Source organism: Micromonospora sp. NPDC023644 (assembly GCF_040640115.1).
Taxonomy (GTDB): domain Bacteria; phylum Actinomycetota; class Actinomycetes; order Mycobacteriales; family Micromonosporaceae; genus Micromonospora.
Genome location: NZ_JBFABA010000005.1, coordinates 184,114 through 202,009, shown reverse-complemented (window position 1 = coordinate 202,009; position 17,896 = coordinate 184,114). Strand labels below are relative to the sequence as shown.

Sequence of the window (17,896 nt, the reverse complement as noted above, 5' to 3'; positions counted from 1 at the left end):
GCGACGCCTGCCCGGGATCACAGCGCCACGGCACCGCACAGGTGCACCCGCACCCCGAGCGCGTCGAGCATCGCGGCCTTGACCCGCAGGGCACGGTCGGCGGCGTCGGCGTCGTCGGCGTAGACCACGTTGACGTGGTTGGCCTTGTGCCGGGCCATCAGCTGGTCCCGGCCGACGCCGTGCAGCACGGCGTGCATGATCGGCCACTGCGGGGTGGTGGCCCGCAGCCGGCGCCGCGTCTCGGCGGCCGGCAGCTCCACCACGGTGCCCCGGCCCAGGTCGGCGTGCAGCGCCCCGTCCATGACGAAGATCCGCGACCAGACGATCTCGCCCGGCCGGGAGACCCCGCTGAGGGTGCCCCCGCCCAGCGGGAAGTACATCGGCGGCTGCCGCATACTGTACGACCGGTCGTAGCCGCCGTTGTGGGACGCGGGGACCGAGCCGGAGATCTCGAACACCCAGACGAAGTCCGGCCCGTACCGCTCCCCCCAGCGGATGTCGTGCAGGGTGGTGGCCGGGTCCATCCCCATCGCGGTCCAGATCCGGTTGGTGACCAGCGAGTCCACCGCGACGCCCTCGTCGACCTCGTTGAAGTGCGGCAGGGCCTGTCCCGGATAGAGCTCGCGCGAGCCGTCGCGGCTGGTGACCGGCGGTCGTCGCACGTCGTTGAGCAGCCCTTCGGCCAGGTCGCTCGCCGGGACGGTGTCCTTGAGCCCCTGCTGGTACTGGATGCCGACCGCGTCCAGGCCGAAGTCGTCGGCGATGCGCAGCGCGGCGATGTACATCTTGAACTGGCTGAGCAGCTGGGCGTCCGTCAGTTCGGTGGCCTCGTCCGTGCCGGTGTGGAAGGTCATCCCGGCGGCGTCGAGCCACGCCCGCACCGCCTGCGCCTCCTCGTCGGGCACCCGCGCCATCTCCGCGACCAGCGCGCTCTGCGACAGCCGCTCCTTGAAGACGCCGAGCGGGTTGAGCAGCTCGTCGTCGATGATGGCGTTGTACATGCCCATGCAGCCCTCGTCGAAGACGCCGATGACGGCCGGCCGGCGCCGCAGCTGGCGGGCCAGCGCCACGCCGAGCTCGACCTCGGCGTCGGCCGGCAACGGCGGCAGGTCGCGCACGTGGCTCTCGTCGTGGACCACCTCGCCGGTCTCCAGCCAGGCCTTCAGCCCGTCGCGGGCCCACTCGTCGGTGAAGTCCTCGCTCCACAGCGCCGAGTAGCGCACGCCCGCCTTGGTGAGGCTGCCGGCGAGGTTCAGCAGGCCGACCAGGCCGGGGAACTGCCCGCTCCAGTTCGCCACGAGCAGGATCGGCCCACGGTGGGCGCGCAGCCCGGCCAGCACGTGATGGCTGTACTGCCACACCGCCTCCACGACGACGAGCGGGGCGTCGACCGGGATCCGCTGGAAGACCTCGATGCCGGCGCGCTGACTGTCGATGAAGCCGTGGCCCGCCGCGGCGTCCACCGGGTGGGCCCGCTGGGTGTGCCAGCCCAGGGCGGTGACCGCGGCGGCGAGGTCCGCCTCCAGACGTCGCTGCGTCGGCCAACCGGCGACGTTCGCGCTGAGCCGCAGGTCGCCGCTGGCGACCGTGTAGACCGTCCGGGGGGCCGCGGCCGGCGGGTCGAGCAGCACCGGCATGGTGTAGTTGCTCACGGGTCGACTTCCTCCACTGGCTCGTCGGTACCTGGCTGGGGCGGGGTCGCGAGGCGCGTCTGCCGGGCGGCCAACGCGTGGGCGACGGATTTCGAGCCGGCGTACAGCTGCCGGTACAGCCCGTACAGCTCCGCGTAGTCGACGGCGAGCGCCGGGCGCGGCTCGCGGACCTCCCGGATCGGGTTCCACCGGTGGATGTCGACCCGCTGCACCGCGCCGGCGGCGAGGAACGCGGCGCCGTAGCTGGCGCCGATGGTGACCGACGGGATGTGCTGGGCCCGGCCGGTGACGTCCGAGACGATCTGCGTCCAGAGGCTGCCCCGGGTGCCGCCGCCCACCGCCACGACGCGTCGGATGTCGCCGCCGGCCGCCTCGATGGTCTCGATGTTGTGGCGCACCGCCAGCCCGGTCGCCTCCAGCGCCGCGCGGTAGATGTCGCCGCGCCCGTGGGAGAGCGTCAGGCCGGCGATGACGCCACGGGCGTCGGGATCGAGGATGGGGGTCCGCTCGCCCGCGAAGAACGGCAGCATGAGCAGTCCCCGCGCGCCCGGCCCGGACCGCTCGGCCAGGCGGAGGAGTTCGGGGTGGTCGGCGGCGTCGAACAGCTCCCGCAGCCACCCGGTGATCGCCCCGGAGGTCGCCATGCCGCCGGCCAGGTTGCGGGTGCCCGGCAGCGCCCCGACCGTGCCCCAGAGCGACGGGCTGGTCAGCCGGTGCGGGACCGTGTGCACGAGGAACATCGTCGTGCCGTACATGAGCATCAAATCGCCGACGTTCTGGGCGCCCACGCTGACCGCCTCCGACCAGGCGTCGATCGTCCCGGTCACGACCGGGGTGCCGGGCGGCAGCCCGGTCGCCTCGGCCGCCTCGACGGTGACGGTCCCGGCCACGTCGCCGGGCCAGCGCAGCTCGGGCAACTCCAGCCTCGGGGCGATCTCGTCGGCCCAGGGCCGGAACCAGGTCTGGGCCCGGGTGTCGTACAGCGGGGTGCACTGGCTGGCCGAGTGCTGGTCGAGCAGGTAGCGCCCGGTCAGCTTGAAGACCAGCCAGGAACTCGGCATGAACAGCCGCCGGGCCCGGGAGAACAGCTCCGGCTCGGCGTCGGCGACCCAGGCGACCTTCGCCCCCGCCGCCTGGGTCGACAGCGTCGAGCCGCACCGGCGCAGGATCTCGTCCGCGCCGAAGCGCTCGGTGAGCCGGGCGATCTGCGGCGTGGACCGGGTGTCCACGCCGTAGAGGATGGCCGGCCGCAGGGGCGTGCCGGCGGCGTCGGTGAGCAGCACGCACGGCCCCATGCCGCTGACCCCGACCGACACCACGTGGGCGTCGCCGGGGGCGAGCAGCTCACGGGTGAGGGCGACGAACTCCTCCCACCAGATGCGGCCGTCCATCTCCACCCAGCCGGGTCGCGGCCGGTCCACCCGGTGCTCCCGCACGCGGGAGCGCAGCACGCCCCCGGTCAGGTCGACGAGGACGCCCTTGCTGCTGGACGTGCCGATGTCGACTCCGAGCACCGCGGCCACCGTCATGCCAGTTCCCCCCGATCTGCGGGTCCGGGTCGCGGCCGTCGGGCCGGGCCGCGCGGCGGTCAGGCGACGCCACCGAGCTTCGCGTACGTCTCGGCGGCGTTCTCCCTGGTGATCCGCATCGTGTCGAGCGTGGTGCTGCGCGGGACGTCCGTGGCGCAGTCGACGAGGATCCGGCGGGCGAGGTCGACGGCCTCCCGGCCGCCCGTGGCGTACTGGAAGGTCGCGGCGAGCCGGCCCTGCTCGACGGCCTTGATGCCGCCCGACGGCACCGGCAGCGCGTCGATGCCGGTGAACTTCACCCTCGTGTGCAACCCGGCCGCCTTCGCGGCCAGGTACGCGCCCTCGGCCATCGGGTCGTTGTGGGCGTAGACGGCGGCGGCGTCGGGGTGCGCCTTGAGCAGCGCGTCGGCCACCGACTGGCCCTTCTCCCGCAGCCAGTCCCCGGGCTGGGAGGCGACGACCTCGATCTTCGGGTTGCCCGCGATGCCCTCCCGGAAGCCCCGGGCGCGCTCGGCCGCCGGCGTGGAGCCGGGCAGCCCGGCGATCTCGATGACCTTGCCGCCGGCGGGCAGCAGCGTCGTGGCGTAGAACTCGCCGGCGGCCCTGCCGATGGCGACGTTGTCCCCGCCGATGAAGGCCGTGTACGCCTCGCCCTCCACCTTGCGGTCCAGCACGATGACCGGGACGCCCCGGTCGTACGCCTTGCGCACCACGGCGGTCAGCGGCTTGGCCTCGTTCGGCGAGATGATCAGCAGGTCGATCTTCTGGGTGAGGAAGTTCTCCACGTCGGCGACCTGCTTGCTGTTGTCCTGCGCCGCGTCGGAGACCACCACGCTGAATCCGGCGACGGCCTTCGCCGCCGTCTGCACGTCGTTGTTCATGACCTGCCGGTAGGGCTCGGCGTTGTTGGCCTGCGACATGCCGATCAGGAAGTCCTTGCCGGCGCCGCACTTCGCGGCGGCGGCGTCGCCGCCGTCGGACGGCTTCTCCACGCTGCACGCGGTGGAGGCGACGAGCGCGCCGGTGCACAGCAGCGCGAGAAGGACGGTACGGGTGCGCATGATGACGCTCCTTGTCAGGTGGCGGTTCAGGCGATGCTGCGGCGTAGCTTCTGCAGCCCGGCGGCGGCCACGATCACCAGTCCCTTGATCAGTAGCTGCACGTTGGCGTCGATGTTGTTGAGCGCGAGGATGTTGTTGAGGATGCCGAGCAGCAGCGCCCCGGCGAGCGTGCCGCCCATCGAGCCGGTGCCCCCGGCCAGGCTGGTGCCGCCGATGACCACCGCGGCAATGGCGTCCAGTTCGTAGCCGGCGCCGTCGTTGGGGCTGCCCTGGTTGAGCTGCCCCGCGTGGATGATGCCGGCCACCGCGGCGAGCAGGCCCGCGACGGCGAAGACCGCGACCTTCACCCGCAGCACGGGTACGCCCGAGAGGCGGGCGGCCTTCTCGTTGCCGCCGATGGCGTAGACGTGGCGGGCGAACGCGGTCTTGCGCAGCACGACGATCGCGGCCACGCCGATGCCGATGAACAGCACCGCCGGCACGGGCAGCACCCCGTTGACGGTGCCGTTGAGGATCTCGAACGCCGGGGGCGCCTCCTGCGGCCCGTCGCCGTAGGCGATCGGGACGCCGAGCCCGCCCGACCAGATCCGGGCGAGGCCGCGCGCGACCTGGAGGCCGGCGAGGGTGACGATGAACGACTGGATGCCGAGGCGGGCCGTCGCGTAGCCCTGCAACGCGCCGAAGAGGGCGCCGATCAGCAGGACGACGGTGACCGCGGGCAGGATGCCGAGGCCGGAGTCGACCATCAGCGTCGCGGTGCCGACGGCGGAGAGGCCGAGGATGGCGCCGACGGAGAGGTCGATGCCGCCGAGCAGGACGACGAACGTCATGCCGATCGCGATGATCCCGATCTCGGACACCGCGCGGACGATGTTGCCGAGGTTCTCCGTGGACAGGAACAGGATCTCGCCGTCGCGGCGGGGCGAGACGGCGATGGCCAGCACGAACACCAGCAGCAGCGCGAAGAGGCTCTGCACGGCGAAGAGCCGCTCGACGAGGTCGCCCCGGCCGCCGGGTCGGCGCCACCGGCCCGCGCCGGCCGCCGCGCCGCCGCCGGCCGGCACGAGCGGCGTGCCGGGCCCCTGGTCCGGTGCGCGCAGGTGGGTCATCGGTCGTCCCTTCCGGCGGTCGCGCCGCCCATGGCCGCGGTCAGGATGTCCTCGCCGGTGCACCCGTCGGCCGGCAGTTCCGCGACGGCCCGCCCGCGCCGCAGGACCACGATCCGGTCGCAGACGCCGGTCAGCTCGGGCAGTTCCGACGAGGCGAGCAGGATGCCCATCCCGTCGTCGGCGAGCCGGCGCAGCAGCCGGTAGATCTCCGCCTTGGCGCCGACGTCGACGCCGCGGGTCGGCTCGTCGAGCAGCAGCAGGCGGGGGCGGGTGAGCAGGTGCCGGGCGAAGACGACCTTCTGCTGGTTGCCGCCGGAGAGGGACCCGACCGGCGCGGCGGCCGACGGCGTCTTGATCGCCAGGGCGGCGACCTGCCGGCGCACCGCGTCCCGCTCGCGTCCGTTGCGGACGATTCCGGCGGTGCTGAGCCGGCGCAGGGCGGCCAGCACGATGCTGCGGCCGACGGGGTGTTCGAGGACCAGGGCGGAGCGGCGGCGGTCCTCGGGGACGAAGCCGACGCCGGCGCGCAGCGCGGACCGGGGGCCGCGCGGGGCGTACGGACGGCCGGCCAGCCGGACCAGGCCGGTGCGGCGGCCGGGCGGGCCGGCGCCGTACAGGGTCTCCAGCAGCTCGGTGCGGCCCGCCCCCATCAGGCCGGCCAGGCCGACGATCTCGCCGGCGCGGACGGTCAGGCTGACGCCGGCGGGTTCGCAGCGTCCGGGCCGGGTGCCCCGGGGCCGCACGGCGAGGTCGTCGACCTCCAGCACGGCGGGCCCGGCGGGGTTCGCCGCGCCGGCGCCGCCGGAGCCCGCGCCGAACAGCGCCTCCGCCGGTCGGCCGACCATCAGGGTGATGATCCGCTGCCGGTCGGCGCGGTCCGGGCGCAGCGTGCCGGCCACCTCGCCGTTGCGCAGGACGGTGGCCCGGTCGGCGATCTGCTCGATCTCCTCGAGCCGGTGGGAGATGTAGACGACGGCCACGCCGCGCTCGCGCAGCGCGCGGATGGTGGACATCAGCCGCCGCACCTCGGCGTCGGCGAGCGCGGCGGTCGGTTCGTCCATGATGAGCACGCGGGCGTCGAGGGAGAGCGCCTTGGCGATCTCGACGAGCTGCTGCTCGCCGACGCGCAGCGAGCCGACGGGCCGGCGCGGATCGAGGTCGGCGCCGAGCGGGCCCAACCAGTCGTGGGCGGCGCGGGTCATCGCCCGCCGGTCGAGCGTCCGCAGCCGGGTGCGCGGTTCCCGGCCGAGCACGAGGTTCTCGGCCACGGAGAGCGCCGGCACGAGGTCGAGTTCCTGGTGGATCGTGGCGATGCCGGCGGCCTGGGCGGCGGCCGGGCCGGCGAAGCGTACGGGCCGGCCGCCGATCGAGATCTCCCCGTCGTGGTCGGTGACGACGCCGGACAGGACGTTGATCAGGGTCGACTTCCCGGCCCCGTTCTCCCCGAGCAGGGCGTGGACCTCGCCGGCGCGCAGGGTGAGGTCGACGCCGCGCAGGGCGTGCACGCCGCCGAAGCGCTTGGTGATGCCGGACATGGCGACGACCACCTGGTCGCTCACGCGGGCCTCCGGAGAGATCGGAAATCGATTTCTGGCGAAACATAGAGGAGCGTCGAAATGCTGTCAAGGCCGCCGGTGCGGGCCGGGCCACCGCCGACCCGCACCGGGGCGACCGGTCACGGCACGGCGTTGACCGCCGCGTGGACGGTCTCGGCGAACGAGGTGTCCCGCCCCACCCCGCTGGCGGCGAACCGCCACGTCCCGCCCGGGTACGACCCCGGCGGCCACGCCGTGCCCCCGTTGCGCCAGAGCGGCTGCCAGGCCGCCATCGCGTGGCCGGCGTCGTACCAGGTGTTGTCGCCGCGCCACGCCGAGGCCCAGCGGTGCGCGGCCACGAGGGACAGGTCCGTGCCGGAGGTCATCGACCAGGTCGGCATCCCGCTCACGTCCCCGGTCGGGCGGGCCGCGACGGCGGGGTCGCCGACCGCGGGCAGGGCGCCGTCGACGTTGAACGCCACCTCCCACACCGGCGCGGTGGTCGGGCCGGTCACCGACCAGGTGACGTCGCTCTGTAGCGCCGGCCCGGTCCAGCGCGGCGCCACCGTCAGCAGCCAGTCGGCGGTGACCGGCTCGTCGCCCATGCGCATGCCGACCAGGTTGAGCCGGGAACCGTCGGCGGAGACGTCCACCCGCGCCGGCGGGCCCGCCCGGTCCGTGACGTCGAAGCGCCCGACCGCCAGGTAGGGCCCCGTCCCCCGGTGCGACGAGTCCAGCGCCGGCCGGTACGCCCCGCCGCCGGCCGGGTCGACCGCCAGCGACGCGATGCGGGTGTGCGGCCAGGTGCGCACGTCGGCGCGCAGGAAGCCGGTGCTCACCTGGTAGCCCCGGGCGACGACCTGGGTGGACCAGGTCAGCGGGGCGAGCCACAGCCCGCCCTGGCCCCAGCCGGCGTGGCTCAGGTACCAGTTCCCCCCGTCCACCACGATCTCCGCGGCGTGCGCGTCGAGCACGGTCACCTTCTCCGCCCCCTCGAAGCGCAGCGGGTCCCGGCTGCGGTAGACGGCGGTGCGCCGGTACGCCGCGCCGTAGTCGGTGCCGTCGCAGCAGACGAAGAGGTACCACCAGTCCCCCCGGCGCACCACGAACGGCGACTCCGTCTGCCCGGCTGCCCGCCCGGTGTGCGGCGAGGCGTACGCGACGCCCCGGCCGCTCCAGGTCCGCAGGTCGGTGCTCGTGCGGTAGGCGACCACGTGGTTGCCGCCCTGCGGGTGGGAGGTCGCCGTGTAGTACATGACCCACCGGTCGCCGACCCGGGTCACCATCGGGTCGCGCCCCTCCCAGCCGTCGGTGAACAGCGGGTTGGCCGGGCTGCGGGTCCAGGTGAACAGGTCGGTCGAGGTGGCCAGGTGCATCCGGTAGTTCGCGTAGTCGGGGCTGCCGGCCGCGTAGAACATGTGGTAGACGCCCTGGTCGTAGACGACGTGGGGCGCCCAGATCCACTGCTCGCCCCTCGCCGGGTCGGCCGTCAGCGCCGGTGGTTGCTTCGTCCACGGCCCGGTGGGCGTGGGCGCCGTGGCGTGCCCGAAGCTCTTCTCGTCCTGCGGCGCGCCCGGCTCCGCGTGGGCGATGGCGAAGGCGTGCCAGAGCCCGGTCCGCTGGTCGCGCACGATCGTGTGGTCGTTGTAGTACCAGGCCGTCGGCTCCCCCGCGCCCGGGTCGTAGACCCGGGTCAGCGGCCCGCGCGCCGGCGTCTCGGCCACCGTCTCGTACGCCGTGGTGGTGACCGCCGCCAGCGGGCCGACGCGGCGCAGGGTGACCGTGTCCAGGCCGGCGAAGAACCCGGTCGAGGACGCGGACCGGCCGGTCACCGTCACCGTCAGCCGGTGGCTGCCGGCGGTGAGCGAGGCCGATCCCAGCGGCACCGCCTCGACGCGCCGCACGGTGGGGGCGTAGCCGTCGAAGAGCTGACCGACGGCCACCCCGTCGACGGCGAAGCGCAGGGTGCCGTAGTCGGCGGCGCGGGTCAGCACGCCGCCGATGTCGTACTGCCCGGCCGGCACCGGCGGCAGCGACACGGTGACCGAGTCCCCCGCCCGGGCGGCGCGCAGCCACAGCTGGCGGCCGGCCGACCAGGCGACCCCGCAGCAGTTGGCCTGCGCCTCGACCGGGGCGGTGGACGAGAGCACCGTCAGCGACTCCGCCTCCGCCCGTACGACCTCCTCGGCGGCGGCCGGCGCGGCCGGGACGCCCACCAGCGCGGCGCCGAGCAGGAGCACCGCGAGCATCCGGGGCGCGCGCATCACGACACGCTCGGGCGGGGCAGGTCGGCGCCGGGGGCGAACTGGTCGTGCCACCGGACACCGGCGCCGAAGCCGCCGCCGGTCGACAGCGCCACGTACACGTCCGCTCTGGTGCCCCGGGTGTACGTCACCAGGTCCGCCCTTCCGTCGCCGTTGAAGTCGCCCACGCCGGGCAGCTCGTCGCCCACCGCGAACCAGTCGTGCCACCTGGCGGCCTGCGGGACGAACCGGGTGCCGTCGGAGAGCGCCACGAAGACGTCGCCGGTGGTGCCCCGGGCGAACGTCACGACGTCGTCGCGCCCGTCGCCGTCGACGTCGCCCAGCGCCGGCAGCTGATCGCCGGGCGCGACCGAGTCGTGCCACTTCCAGCCGTCCTCGACGAACCGGGTCCCGTCGGAGAGGGAGACGAAGGCGTCGGCGGTGGCGCCCCGGGTGAAGGTCACGACGTCGTCGCGCCCGTCGCCGTCGACGTCGCCCACCGCCGGCAGCTCGTCGCCGAGCGCGAAGTGGTCGTGCCACTTGACGCCGGGACCGAAGCCGCTGCCGGTCGACAGCGCCACGTACACGTCCCCGGCCGCGCCCCGGGTGAAGGTGATGATGTCCGCGCGCCCGTCGCCGTTCACGTCGCCGACCGCGGGGATCTCCGTGCCGGTGGCGAAGAAGTCGTGCCACTTGGCCCCGGCGGCGTAGGTCGTGCCGGTGGAGAGCCCCACGTAGACGTCGGCGCTGTCGCCGCGGGTGAAGGTGACGATGTCGGCCCGCCCGTCGCCGTCGACGTCGCCGGTGAACGGGATCTCCTGGCCGACGGCGAAGTAGTCGTTCCACCTCCGGGCGTCCGGCACGAACCTGGTGCCGTCCGACAGGGACGTGGTCACGTCGGCGGCGGCGCCGCGGGTGAACGCGATGGCGTCGTCGCGGCGGTCGCCGTTGGCGTCGCTGGTGTTGCGGGTGCGGGTGGTCGCCGACACCTCGGCCGACGGCGCGGAGCTGTTGCCAGCGCCGTCGACCGCGACGACCCGGTAGTGGCGGGTCTGTCCGGCCGGCAGCGGGCCGTGCCGGAAGGTGGTCGTCCGGGTGGTGCCGACCAGGTTGGCCGGGGTGATCGCGACGCCGGGGTTGCGCGAGGCGTAGACCCGGTAGCTGGCGACGCCCACGTCGTCCGGCGACGCCGACCAGGACAGGCCGAGGGCGTGCACCCGGCCGGCGGCCAGGCCGAGCCCGGTGACCGCGCCCGGCGCGGTGGTGTCGAGGAACGGGGCGACCATGCTGTCGGCCTCGTAGCGGGCCGCCGTCCACGCCGGGGCGCCGGCCGCCGGGGTCAGGGTGACCGTGACCGTCGACCGCCCGGCGGTCAGCGCGGCCGCGAGGACGAACTCGTCGGCCAGCCAGCGCTGCCGGTCGTTGCCCAGCGGTTGCCGCCACACCCCGGCCGGCCTGCCGTCGACCGACACGGCGGCCTCCTGGTACGCGCCGGCCTGGTCGCCGTGCCGGCGCAGCCGTACGCCCTGGTTGGCGGGGTCGACGGCGAGCCGGAAGCTGACGGCGCCGGCGGTGGCACGCACCTGGCCGGTGACGGGGACGTTGTCGTCGTCGCCCTCGTACCCGGCGGTGAGCGGGTACTGCGTCCCGGAGTCGGCGTACGCGTGCCCGGCGCGGCTGGCCGCGTCGCCGGTGACCAGCGTGTCGGTGCGGCGCAGGGCGACGGTCGGCTGGGTGTAGAGGAAGGCGGTCGAGGCGTACTCGGCCGGCATGTCGTTGGCGGGGCCGTGCTCGATGCCGAAGCGCAGCGCCGTCACGTACGGCACCGCGTCGCCGATCATCAGCCGGTACATGGCGTCGCACTCGTCGGCGCAGCCGCCGGAGCGCAACAGGTGGGCGGTGTTGCCGGTGAAGGCGCCGCTGTACTCGCCGCGGTTGAAGTACCACCCGGACTCGTAGAAGTCCTCCGTACCGGTGCCGTGGATCTGCGGCGTGGGCGAGCCGTCGACGTGGACGCGCTCGTCGCCCTCCAGGTAGTTGCGGGTGTTCCCGCCGGTGATGTGCCCACGGGCGGTCTGCGACACGCCGACGAACCGCCCCCGGCCGGCCTGGTCGGCGACGGTCCAGTCGCTGCCCCCCACCGTTTCCGCCCGACGGGACCGGGTGGTGAAGTAGCCGGCGGGGCCGTCGGCGGCGAGGGCGCCGGTCCAGGCGGTGCCCGGCGCGGTGGTCACCTCCGCCTGGACGCCGGTGACGGGTGCGCCGGTGGTGTTGGCGACCGAGACGGTGGCGGTGGCGCGGAACGGCATCGGCCACCAGGCGCTGTACCAGCCGCCGGGCGCGGGGTCCATGGCGAACATCAGGGAGCGCACGGAGCGCTCGCCCAGGCCGGCGCCGAAGAACTCGCCCACCGGGCTGTCGACCGTGCCCCGCCCGTCGAAGGCGATCCGTAGCCGCAGGCCGGACAGCGTCGACGCGGTGGCGGCGGCGTCGGGCAGCCGCAACCGCAGCGCCGTGACCGCGCCGGGGCCGGTGAGCGTGGCGAGCGTCGCCTGCCCGCCCGCCGGGACGTCGGCCCGGGCGGTCGTGGTGCTCGCGCCGGGCTGGGTGGGCTTCGGGTCGCGCTGGCCGGCGGCGCGCAGCTTGTCGACCACGTCGGCGGCGGGGTCGGTCGGGTCGAACGTGGGCACCCCGACCGCGTCGGCGAACGTCCGGTAGGTGACGTGGTGGAAGAGCGGATTGAACTGCGTGGTGATCCGCATGGACTCGCGGTAGGGCATGGGGACCTTGACGGTGACCCCGCCGGAGGTCTGGTCGGCGTTGGTGACCAGCGGCCACACGAACGGGTGGCCGAGGCCGCCGTCGACGAGGCGTTGCAGGCCGGTGTCGACCACCGTGACGCCGTCGAGCTCGATGCGGATCCAGCCGGTGGCGCTGACGTTGCCGTCGTCGCGGGTGAACCAGATGGACTGCACCTCGCCGGCTCCGCGGTCCTCGGCGATGACGCAGCCGCCGGCCTGCCGCAGGCACGAGTAGGTGCCGACGAAGCCATCGTCGTTGGAGCCGTCCCGGGCGAAGCTGGAGAACTGCCGGATGCGGCTGCCGGCGGCCAGCTCGGGCAGCCGGTCGAGCCGGCGGTACACGTCCCAGCCGACCGGGCCCTTGTCGTCCGCCACGGCGAGCGCCCCGGCACCGCGCGGGGCCGGGGCGGGCTCGGCGGCGTGCGCCGCCGACGGGGGGATCATGCTCGCCAGCGCCGCGGCCAGAGCCAGCCAGCGGCGTACGTGGGGCTTCATGGATGTCCCTCCAGGATGGCCGGCGGAACCGCGGGAAATCGATTGCTCGGCAGTCAACTGCGGACATCGCGAGATGTCAATACTTTACCGCCGCCGCTCAGTTGCCGAAGGAAGATTCCAGGACGCATTGACAGCCGTCTGGGTCCTGGCGATACTCCTCGGCAATCGATTTCCCACCGACGAGGAGGTGTCGACGCGGCGGCGCATCCGTCAGCCTCCCGGCGGGAGAGCGCGCCCCCGTGGCGGAACCGCTCGCCGCCCCGCTGACACCCCTCAGAGGAGCATCGTGAGACGTACTCCCCTCGCCCTGCTGGTCGGCCTCTGCACCGCGCTGGCGTCGGTCGCGGCGACCGCGCCGGCGCAGGCCGACGCGCCGATCGGCACACTGGCCTGTTCCACCATCCCCGCCAACCACGACCCCGCGATCAGCCTGATCGTCTACCGGGTCGCCCGCGCCCACGACGTCAACGACAAGGTCATGCTCTCCGCGTTCGAGGCCGGCTGGGTCGAGTCGCACATGAACAACCTGCCGTGCGGCGACAAGTCCTCGCTCGGGGTGTTCCAACAGCGCTGGGACTACGGCTGGGGCACGCCGGAGCAGATCATGGACCCGGTCTACGCCAGCACGCAGTACATCACCCGCGCGATCGTCTGCGACCGGAACAACCCCCGCTACACCGCCGGTCAGGTCGCCCAGTGCGTGCAGCGCTCCGGCTTCCCCGACCGCTACGACCAGGTGGCGGCCAAGGCGCGGACCCTGCTCGACGAGGCGGCGCGCACCCACGCCATCGCCGGTGGGTCCGCCACCGACGTCAGCGGGGACGGGCGCGACGACATCGTCAGCTTCACCCAGAACGCCCTCGCCGACGTCTACGTCGGCACCTCCACGGGCGCGGGCTTCGCCGGGACCTCCGTGAAGTGGAACGACTTCTTCTCCATCGGCGGCGAGACGGCCTCGACCGGTGACGTGAACGGCGACGGCCGCGACGACATCGTCACCTTCGCGCACAGCAACACCGGCGACGTCTACGTGGCGCTGTCGAACGGGACCAGCTTCGGCGGCGGCCAGAAGTGGCACGACTGGTTCGCCCCCGGCGCGGAGATCGGTGCGGTCGGCGACGTCAACGGCGACGGCCGCGACGACATCGTCGCCTTCACGCACAACGCGGCCGGCGACGTCTACGTGGCGCTGTCCACGGGGTCGTCGTTCGCCGGGACGGCGGTGAAGTGGCACGACTACTTCTCGATCGCCGGCGAGTACCCGGCCCTGGGCGACGTCGACGGCGACGGCCGCGACGACATCATCACCTTCACCCAGGGACCCGCCACCGCCTCCGACGTCATCGTCGCCCTGTCGACGGGGTCGTCCTTCGGCGCCCCGCAGAAGTGGCACGACCTGTTCGCCGTCGGTGCCGAACTGCCGCGCGTCGGCGACATCAACGGCGACGGCCGCGACGACATCGTCACCTTCACCTGCAACACCAACGCCGACGTCTACGCCGCCACCTCCACCGGCACGTCGTTCGCCGGCACCACCGTCAAGTGGCACGACTTCTTCTGCCTCACCGGCGAGTTTCCCTACCTCGCCGACGTCGACGGCGACGGCAGGGACGACATCGTCGTCTTCACCAAGGGCGCCACCAACGACGTCTACGTCGGACTCTCCACCGGCACCGGCTTCGGCGCCAGCGCCAGGTGGCACGACTACTTCGGCCTGAACGGCGAGACCACCCTGTGACCCGCGGACGGGAGACCACCATGAGACCCAGCAGACTCTCCTGGCGCGCAGGCGCCGCCGCCGTCCTCGCGGCGGCGCTGCTGAGCCCCGTCGCGCCGGCCACCGCCGCCACGGCCACGCCCACCACTGCGTTGGACACGGCCTTCATCCGGGCGGCCGGCGAGTTCGACGTACCCAGGGACCTGCTGGTCGCCGTCGGCTACGGCGAGACCCGGCTCGACGGCCACGAGGGCCAGCCCAGCCAGGCCAACGGCTACGGCGTGATGCACCTGGTCAGCAACCCCCGGCAACGCACCCTGGAGCGGGCGGCCGAGTTGACCGGGCAGCCGGTGGCCGCTCTCAGGTCGGTGACCTCAGCCAACATCAGGGGCGGCGCGGCCCTCCTGCGCGACATCGCCGACGCCGAGCGGCTCACGGCCGCCGACCGGGACCGGCTCTCCGCCTGGTACCCGGTGGTCGCGCGGTACGCGCACGCCGCCGACGACGCGACGGCCCGCCTGTACGCCGACCACGTCTACGACCTCCTGCGCGACGGCATCACCACGGCCTCCGTACGGGTCGCGCCCCGGCGGGTACAGCCGGAACTCGGCCGCTACGCCCGCGTCGCCCCCGCCGGGGCGGCGGCGCCGGGCGCTCTCGCCGCGGCGGTGCCGGAGTACGCGCCGGCCCGCTGGATCGCGGCGTACGGCGGCAACTACGCGGCGGGCCGGTCCTCGCGGATCACCACCGTCGTGGTGCACGTGACCCAGGGCTCGTACGCCGGCACGGTGAGCTGGTTCCAGAACCCGTCGGCGGGGGTGAGCGCGCACTACGTGGTGAAGTCGAGCAACGGCGAGGTCACCCAGATGGTGCGCGAGGGCGACACCGCCTACCACGCGCGGTCGGCCAACCCGTACTCGCTGGGCATCGAGCACGAGGGCTACGTCGACAACCCGAGCTGGTTCACCGACGCCATGTACCGCTCGTCGGCCGCGCTGACCCGCTACCTCTGCGACAAGTACGGCCTGCCGAAGAACCGCACCGCGATCAAGGGCCACCACGAGATGCCGGGCAACGACCACACCGATCCCGGTCCCCACTGGAACTGGAACTACTACATCTCCCTGGTCAACGCCGGTGCCGGTGGTCGGTATCTGGCGGGTTCGCCCACGGATTTCACCGGCGACGGCCGCGACGACATCGTCGCCTTCACCCAGGGCACCCTCAACGACGTCTACGTCGCCACCTCCACCGGCACCACCTTCGCCGGCACCTCCGTCAAGTGGAACGACTTCTTCGGCCTCAACGGCGAAACCCTGCTCACCGGAGACTTCAACGGCGACAACCGCGACGACATCGTCGCCTTCACCCACGGCACCCTCGCCGACGTCCACGTCTCACTCTCCACCGGCACCGGCTTCAACCCCAGCACCAAATGGCACGACTGGTTCGCCCCCCACACCGAAGTCGCCGCCGTCGGCGACGTCAACGGCGACAACCGCGACGACATCATCACCTTCACCCACGACAACACCGCCGACGTCTACGTCGCCCTCTCCACCGGAACATCATTCACCGGAACCGCAGTGAAGTGGCACGACTACTTCTCCATCACCGGCGAACACCCCGCCCTCGGCGACGTCAACGGCGACGGCAAAGACGACATCATCACCTTCACCCAAGGACCCACCACCGCCTCCGACGTCATCGTCGCCCTCTCCACCGGCACCACCTTCGGCACACCACAAAAATGGCACGACCTCTTCGCCGTCGGCACCGAACAACCCCGCGTCGGCGACATCAACGGCGACGGCCGCGACGACATCGTCACCTTCACCTGCAACACCAACGCCGACGTCTACGCCGCCACCTCCACCGGCACGTCGTTCGCCGGCACCACCATCAAATGGCACGACCACTTCTGCCTCACCGGCGAATTCCCCTACCTCGCCGACGCCAACGGCGACGGCAAAGACGACATCATCGTCTTCACCAAGAACACCACCAACGACGTCTACGTCGCACTCTCCACCGGCACCACCTTCAACCCCAGCACCAAATGGCACGACTTCTTCGGCCTCAACGGCGAAACCACCCTCTGACCGACGGATCCCCGCCGTGACCGCCGAGACCGGGTCACGGCGGGGACGACCACCGAGCGGCGGCGGCACGGACCAGTGGTGACGTGCGAAGCCGGGTGTCCGGGTGGGACCGAGGACAGCGTCGCAGCTCACCCCGAGCGGTCAGCCGACCTCAGGGCTCCACCGGGCTCCGCGAGTCGCCGGCCGGCACCCGGACGCCGGCCCCGGCGGGTGGCCTCGGCGGCCCGGTCAGCGGGCGCGGCGGTTGGCGCGCAGCGCGCCCAGGATCACGCCGGGTGTGGCCAGCGAGCTCGGGTGGGCACGCATTGACACGACCTCGTTGAAGCGCCGGGCGGTCGGCACGTCCGTGACGGTCGCCGCGACGATCTGCCTGCTGACCCAGCTGGAGAACCGGTAGCCGCGCGGGTAGGGCCCGTCGACGTGCGGCAGCGCCAGGTCGGCGGAGGTCGACATCGACCAGGCCACGTCGACCACGACCTTCTGCAGGGCGAAGAACCGGCGCGCGGGCACGCCCGGATCCGGGCCCGACCGCAGGTACGTCGACAGGCACGCGGCGTGCAGGGCCGCCGCCGTCATCCCCTGCCCGTACACCGGGTTGAACGAGGCGACCGCGTCGCCGACGCTGACGAGCCCGGCCGGGAGCCGCTTCAGCCCGTGGAAGTCCCGCCGCCGGCTGTCGGCATGATGGTAGGTCTGGACGTCGCCGAGCAGCTCGTTCCCGGCGACCTCGCCGAACTCCGGCGGGAACTGGTCGCGCAGCCGGCGTACGAAGTCGTCCGCGGTGCGCCCTGGACGGTTCTCGCCGTAACCGGCCATCATGGCCATCCACCGGCCGCCCTCGACGGCGAAGAACGCGGCGCCGGCCACGTCCGACGACTTCCTCGGCGTGTGCAGCGCCAGGACGACCGTGGCCTCGGGGTCCGCCTCACGGCGTCGGAACAGGGCGGTCGCGTAGTTGAGGTTCACGGTCATCCGCCGCAGGGCGGGCCGATCCCAGCCGGCCTGCTCCAACCACTCGGAAAGCCTGCTCGAGCGTCCCATGGCGTCCACCACGAGATCGCCCGACTCGACGCCGGGCACGCCACCGGCATCGCAGCGGACCCCGGTGGTCACGGCACCGTCGCACACGAGACCCGTGGCGCGGGCGGTGACCGTCTTGACGTTGGGCAGTCGCAGCACCTGCTGGCGGATCAGCCCCTCCAGAAGGGGTCGGGTGCCCGCCAGGCTGTCGGCGTCGTCGGGTACGACGACCTTCAGGCGGCCGTCGAGGTAGTTCCGCCTGGCGGCGGGCGGCGCCTCGATCGCCCCCTGGGCCACGGCCTGTTCGCGGAATCCCGGAAACAGCCGCTCGAGCTGGAGGAAGCCGCCGGGCAGCAGCGCGTGCAGCTGCGTGCCCTGTGGCACGCCCGGCCGCCCGCCGGTCACCTGTAGATCGTCCCGGTCGACGACGACGACGCTCTCCGCGTAGTCGGACAACACGCGGGCCGCCATCAACCCGGCGACACTGCCGCCGATCACGACGGCCCTGCCGATGACCGGGGACGCCCGGTCGGGTGGCCGCACCGCGTTCAGCGCGGCGAGCACCCGCGCCGGGGACATGGACATCATGCTCTCCAAGGGGGACGAACGAGGTGGCGCCTTCCCGCATGCCT

General features: G+C 73.3%; 10 protein-coding genes. 2 read left to right on the top strand and 8 right to left on the bottom strand.

Annotation, left to right across the window (positions count from 1 at the left end; genetic code table 11):
• Positions 1–17 precede the first annotated feature (17 nt).
• The 7 genes from AB0G08_RS06515 to AB0G08_RS06485 form a co-directional block, all read right to left on the bottom strand.
• Positions 18–1,652 (bottom strand): fucose isomerase, encoded by a 1,635-nt coding sequence (locus AB0G08_RS06515; RefSeq protein WP_358084055.1) that lies wholly within the window; start codon positions 1,650–1,652, stop codon positions 18–20.
• A complete protein-coding gene (locus AB0G08_RS06510) occupies positions 1,649–3,181 on the bottom strand; it encodes an FGGY-family carbohydrate kinase (RefSeq protein ID WP_358084052.1) in 1,533 nt (510 codons plus the stop codon). The genes AB0G08_RS06515 and AB0G08_RS06510 overlap by 4 nt, the downstream gene beginning before the upstream one ends.
• A 59-nt stretch (positions 3,182–3,240) precedes the next feature.
• Complete coding sequence (locus AB0G08_RS06505) at positions 3,241–4,242, bottom strand: substrate-binding domain-containing protein (RefSeq protein ID WP_358084049.1); 1,002 nt, start codon at positions 4,240–4,242, stop codon at positions 3,241–3,243.
• A gap of 26 nt (positions 4,243–4,268) precedes the next feature.
• Positions 4,269–5,351 (bottom strand): ABC transporter permease, encoded by a 1,083-nt coding sequence (locus AB0G08_RS06500; protein WP_358084046.1) that lies wholly within the window; start codon positions 5,349–5,351, stop codon positions 4,269–4,271.
• Entirely contained in the window at positions 5,348–6,910 is a 1,563-nt protein-coding gene (locus tag AB0G08_RS06495; RefSeq protein WP_358084043.1) for a sugar ABC transporter ATP-binding protein, read from the bottom strand. Before AB0G08_RS06495 ends, AB0G08_RS06500 begins: the two co-directional genes overlap by 4 nt.
• 116 nt (positions 6,911–7,026) lie before the next feature.
• On the bottom strand, positions 7,027–9,150 hold the full coding sequence (locus tag AB0G08_RS06490; protein WP_358084040.1) for a family 43 glycosylhydrolase: 2,124 nt from the start codon (positions 9,148–9,150) through the stop codon (positions 7,027–7,029).
• The gene (locus AB0G08_RS06485; protein WP_358084037.1) at positions 9,150–12,425 is read right to left on the bottom strand and encodes a DUF2961 domain-containing protein; all 3,276 of its coding nucleotides are present in this window, start codon (positions 12,423–12,425) and stop codon (positions 9,150–9,152) included. The genes AB0G08_RS06490 and AB0G08_RS06485 overlap by 1 nt, the downstream gene beginning before the upstream one ends.
• Before the next feature lie 286 nt (positions 12,426–12,711).
• On the opposite strand from AB0G08_RS06485, the gene AB0G08_RS06480 reads away from it, so the two are divergent.
• Together AB0G08_RS06480 and AB0G08_RS06475 are read left to right on the top strand one after the other, a co-directional pair.
• Positions 12,712–14,163, top strand: a complete 1,452-nt coding sequence (locus tag AB0G08_RS06480) for a VCBS repeat-containing protein (RefSeq protein ID WP_358084034.1) — start codon at positions 12,712–12,714, stop codon at positions 14,161–14,163.
• A 20-nt stretch (positions 14,164–14,183) separates the two neighbouring features.
• Complete coding sequence (locus AB0G08_RS06475) at positions 14,184–16,244, top strand: N-acetylmuramoyl-L-alanine amidase (protein WP_358084031.1); 2,061 nt, start codon at positions 14,184–14,186, stop codon at positions 16,242–16,244.
• A gap of 228 nt (positions 16,245–16,472) precedes the next feature.
• On the opposite strand, the gene AB0G08_RS06470 is transcribed toward AB0G08_RS06475, so the two are convergent.
• Complete coding sequence (locus AB0G08_RS06470) at positions 16,473–17,849, bottom strand: FAD-dependent oxidoreductase (RefSeq protein WP_358084028.1); 1,377 nt, start codon at positions 17,847–17,849, stop codon at positions 16,473–16,475.
• Positions 17,850–17,896 lie beyond the last annotated feature (47 nt).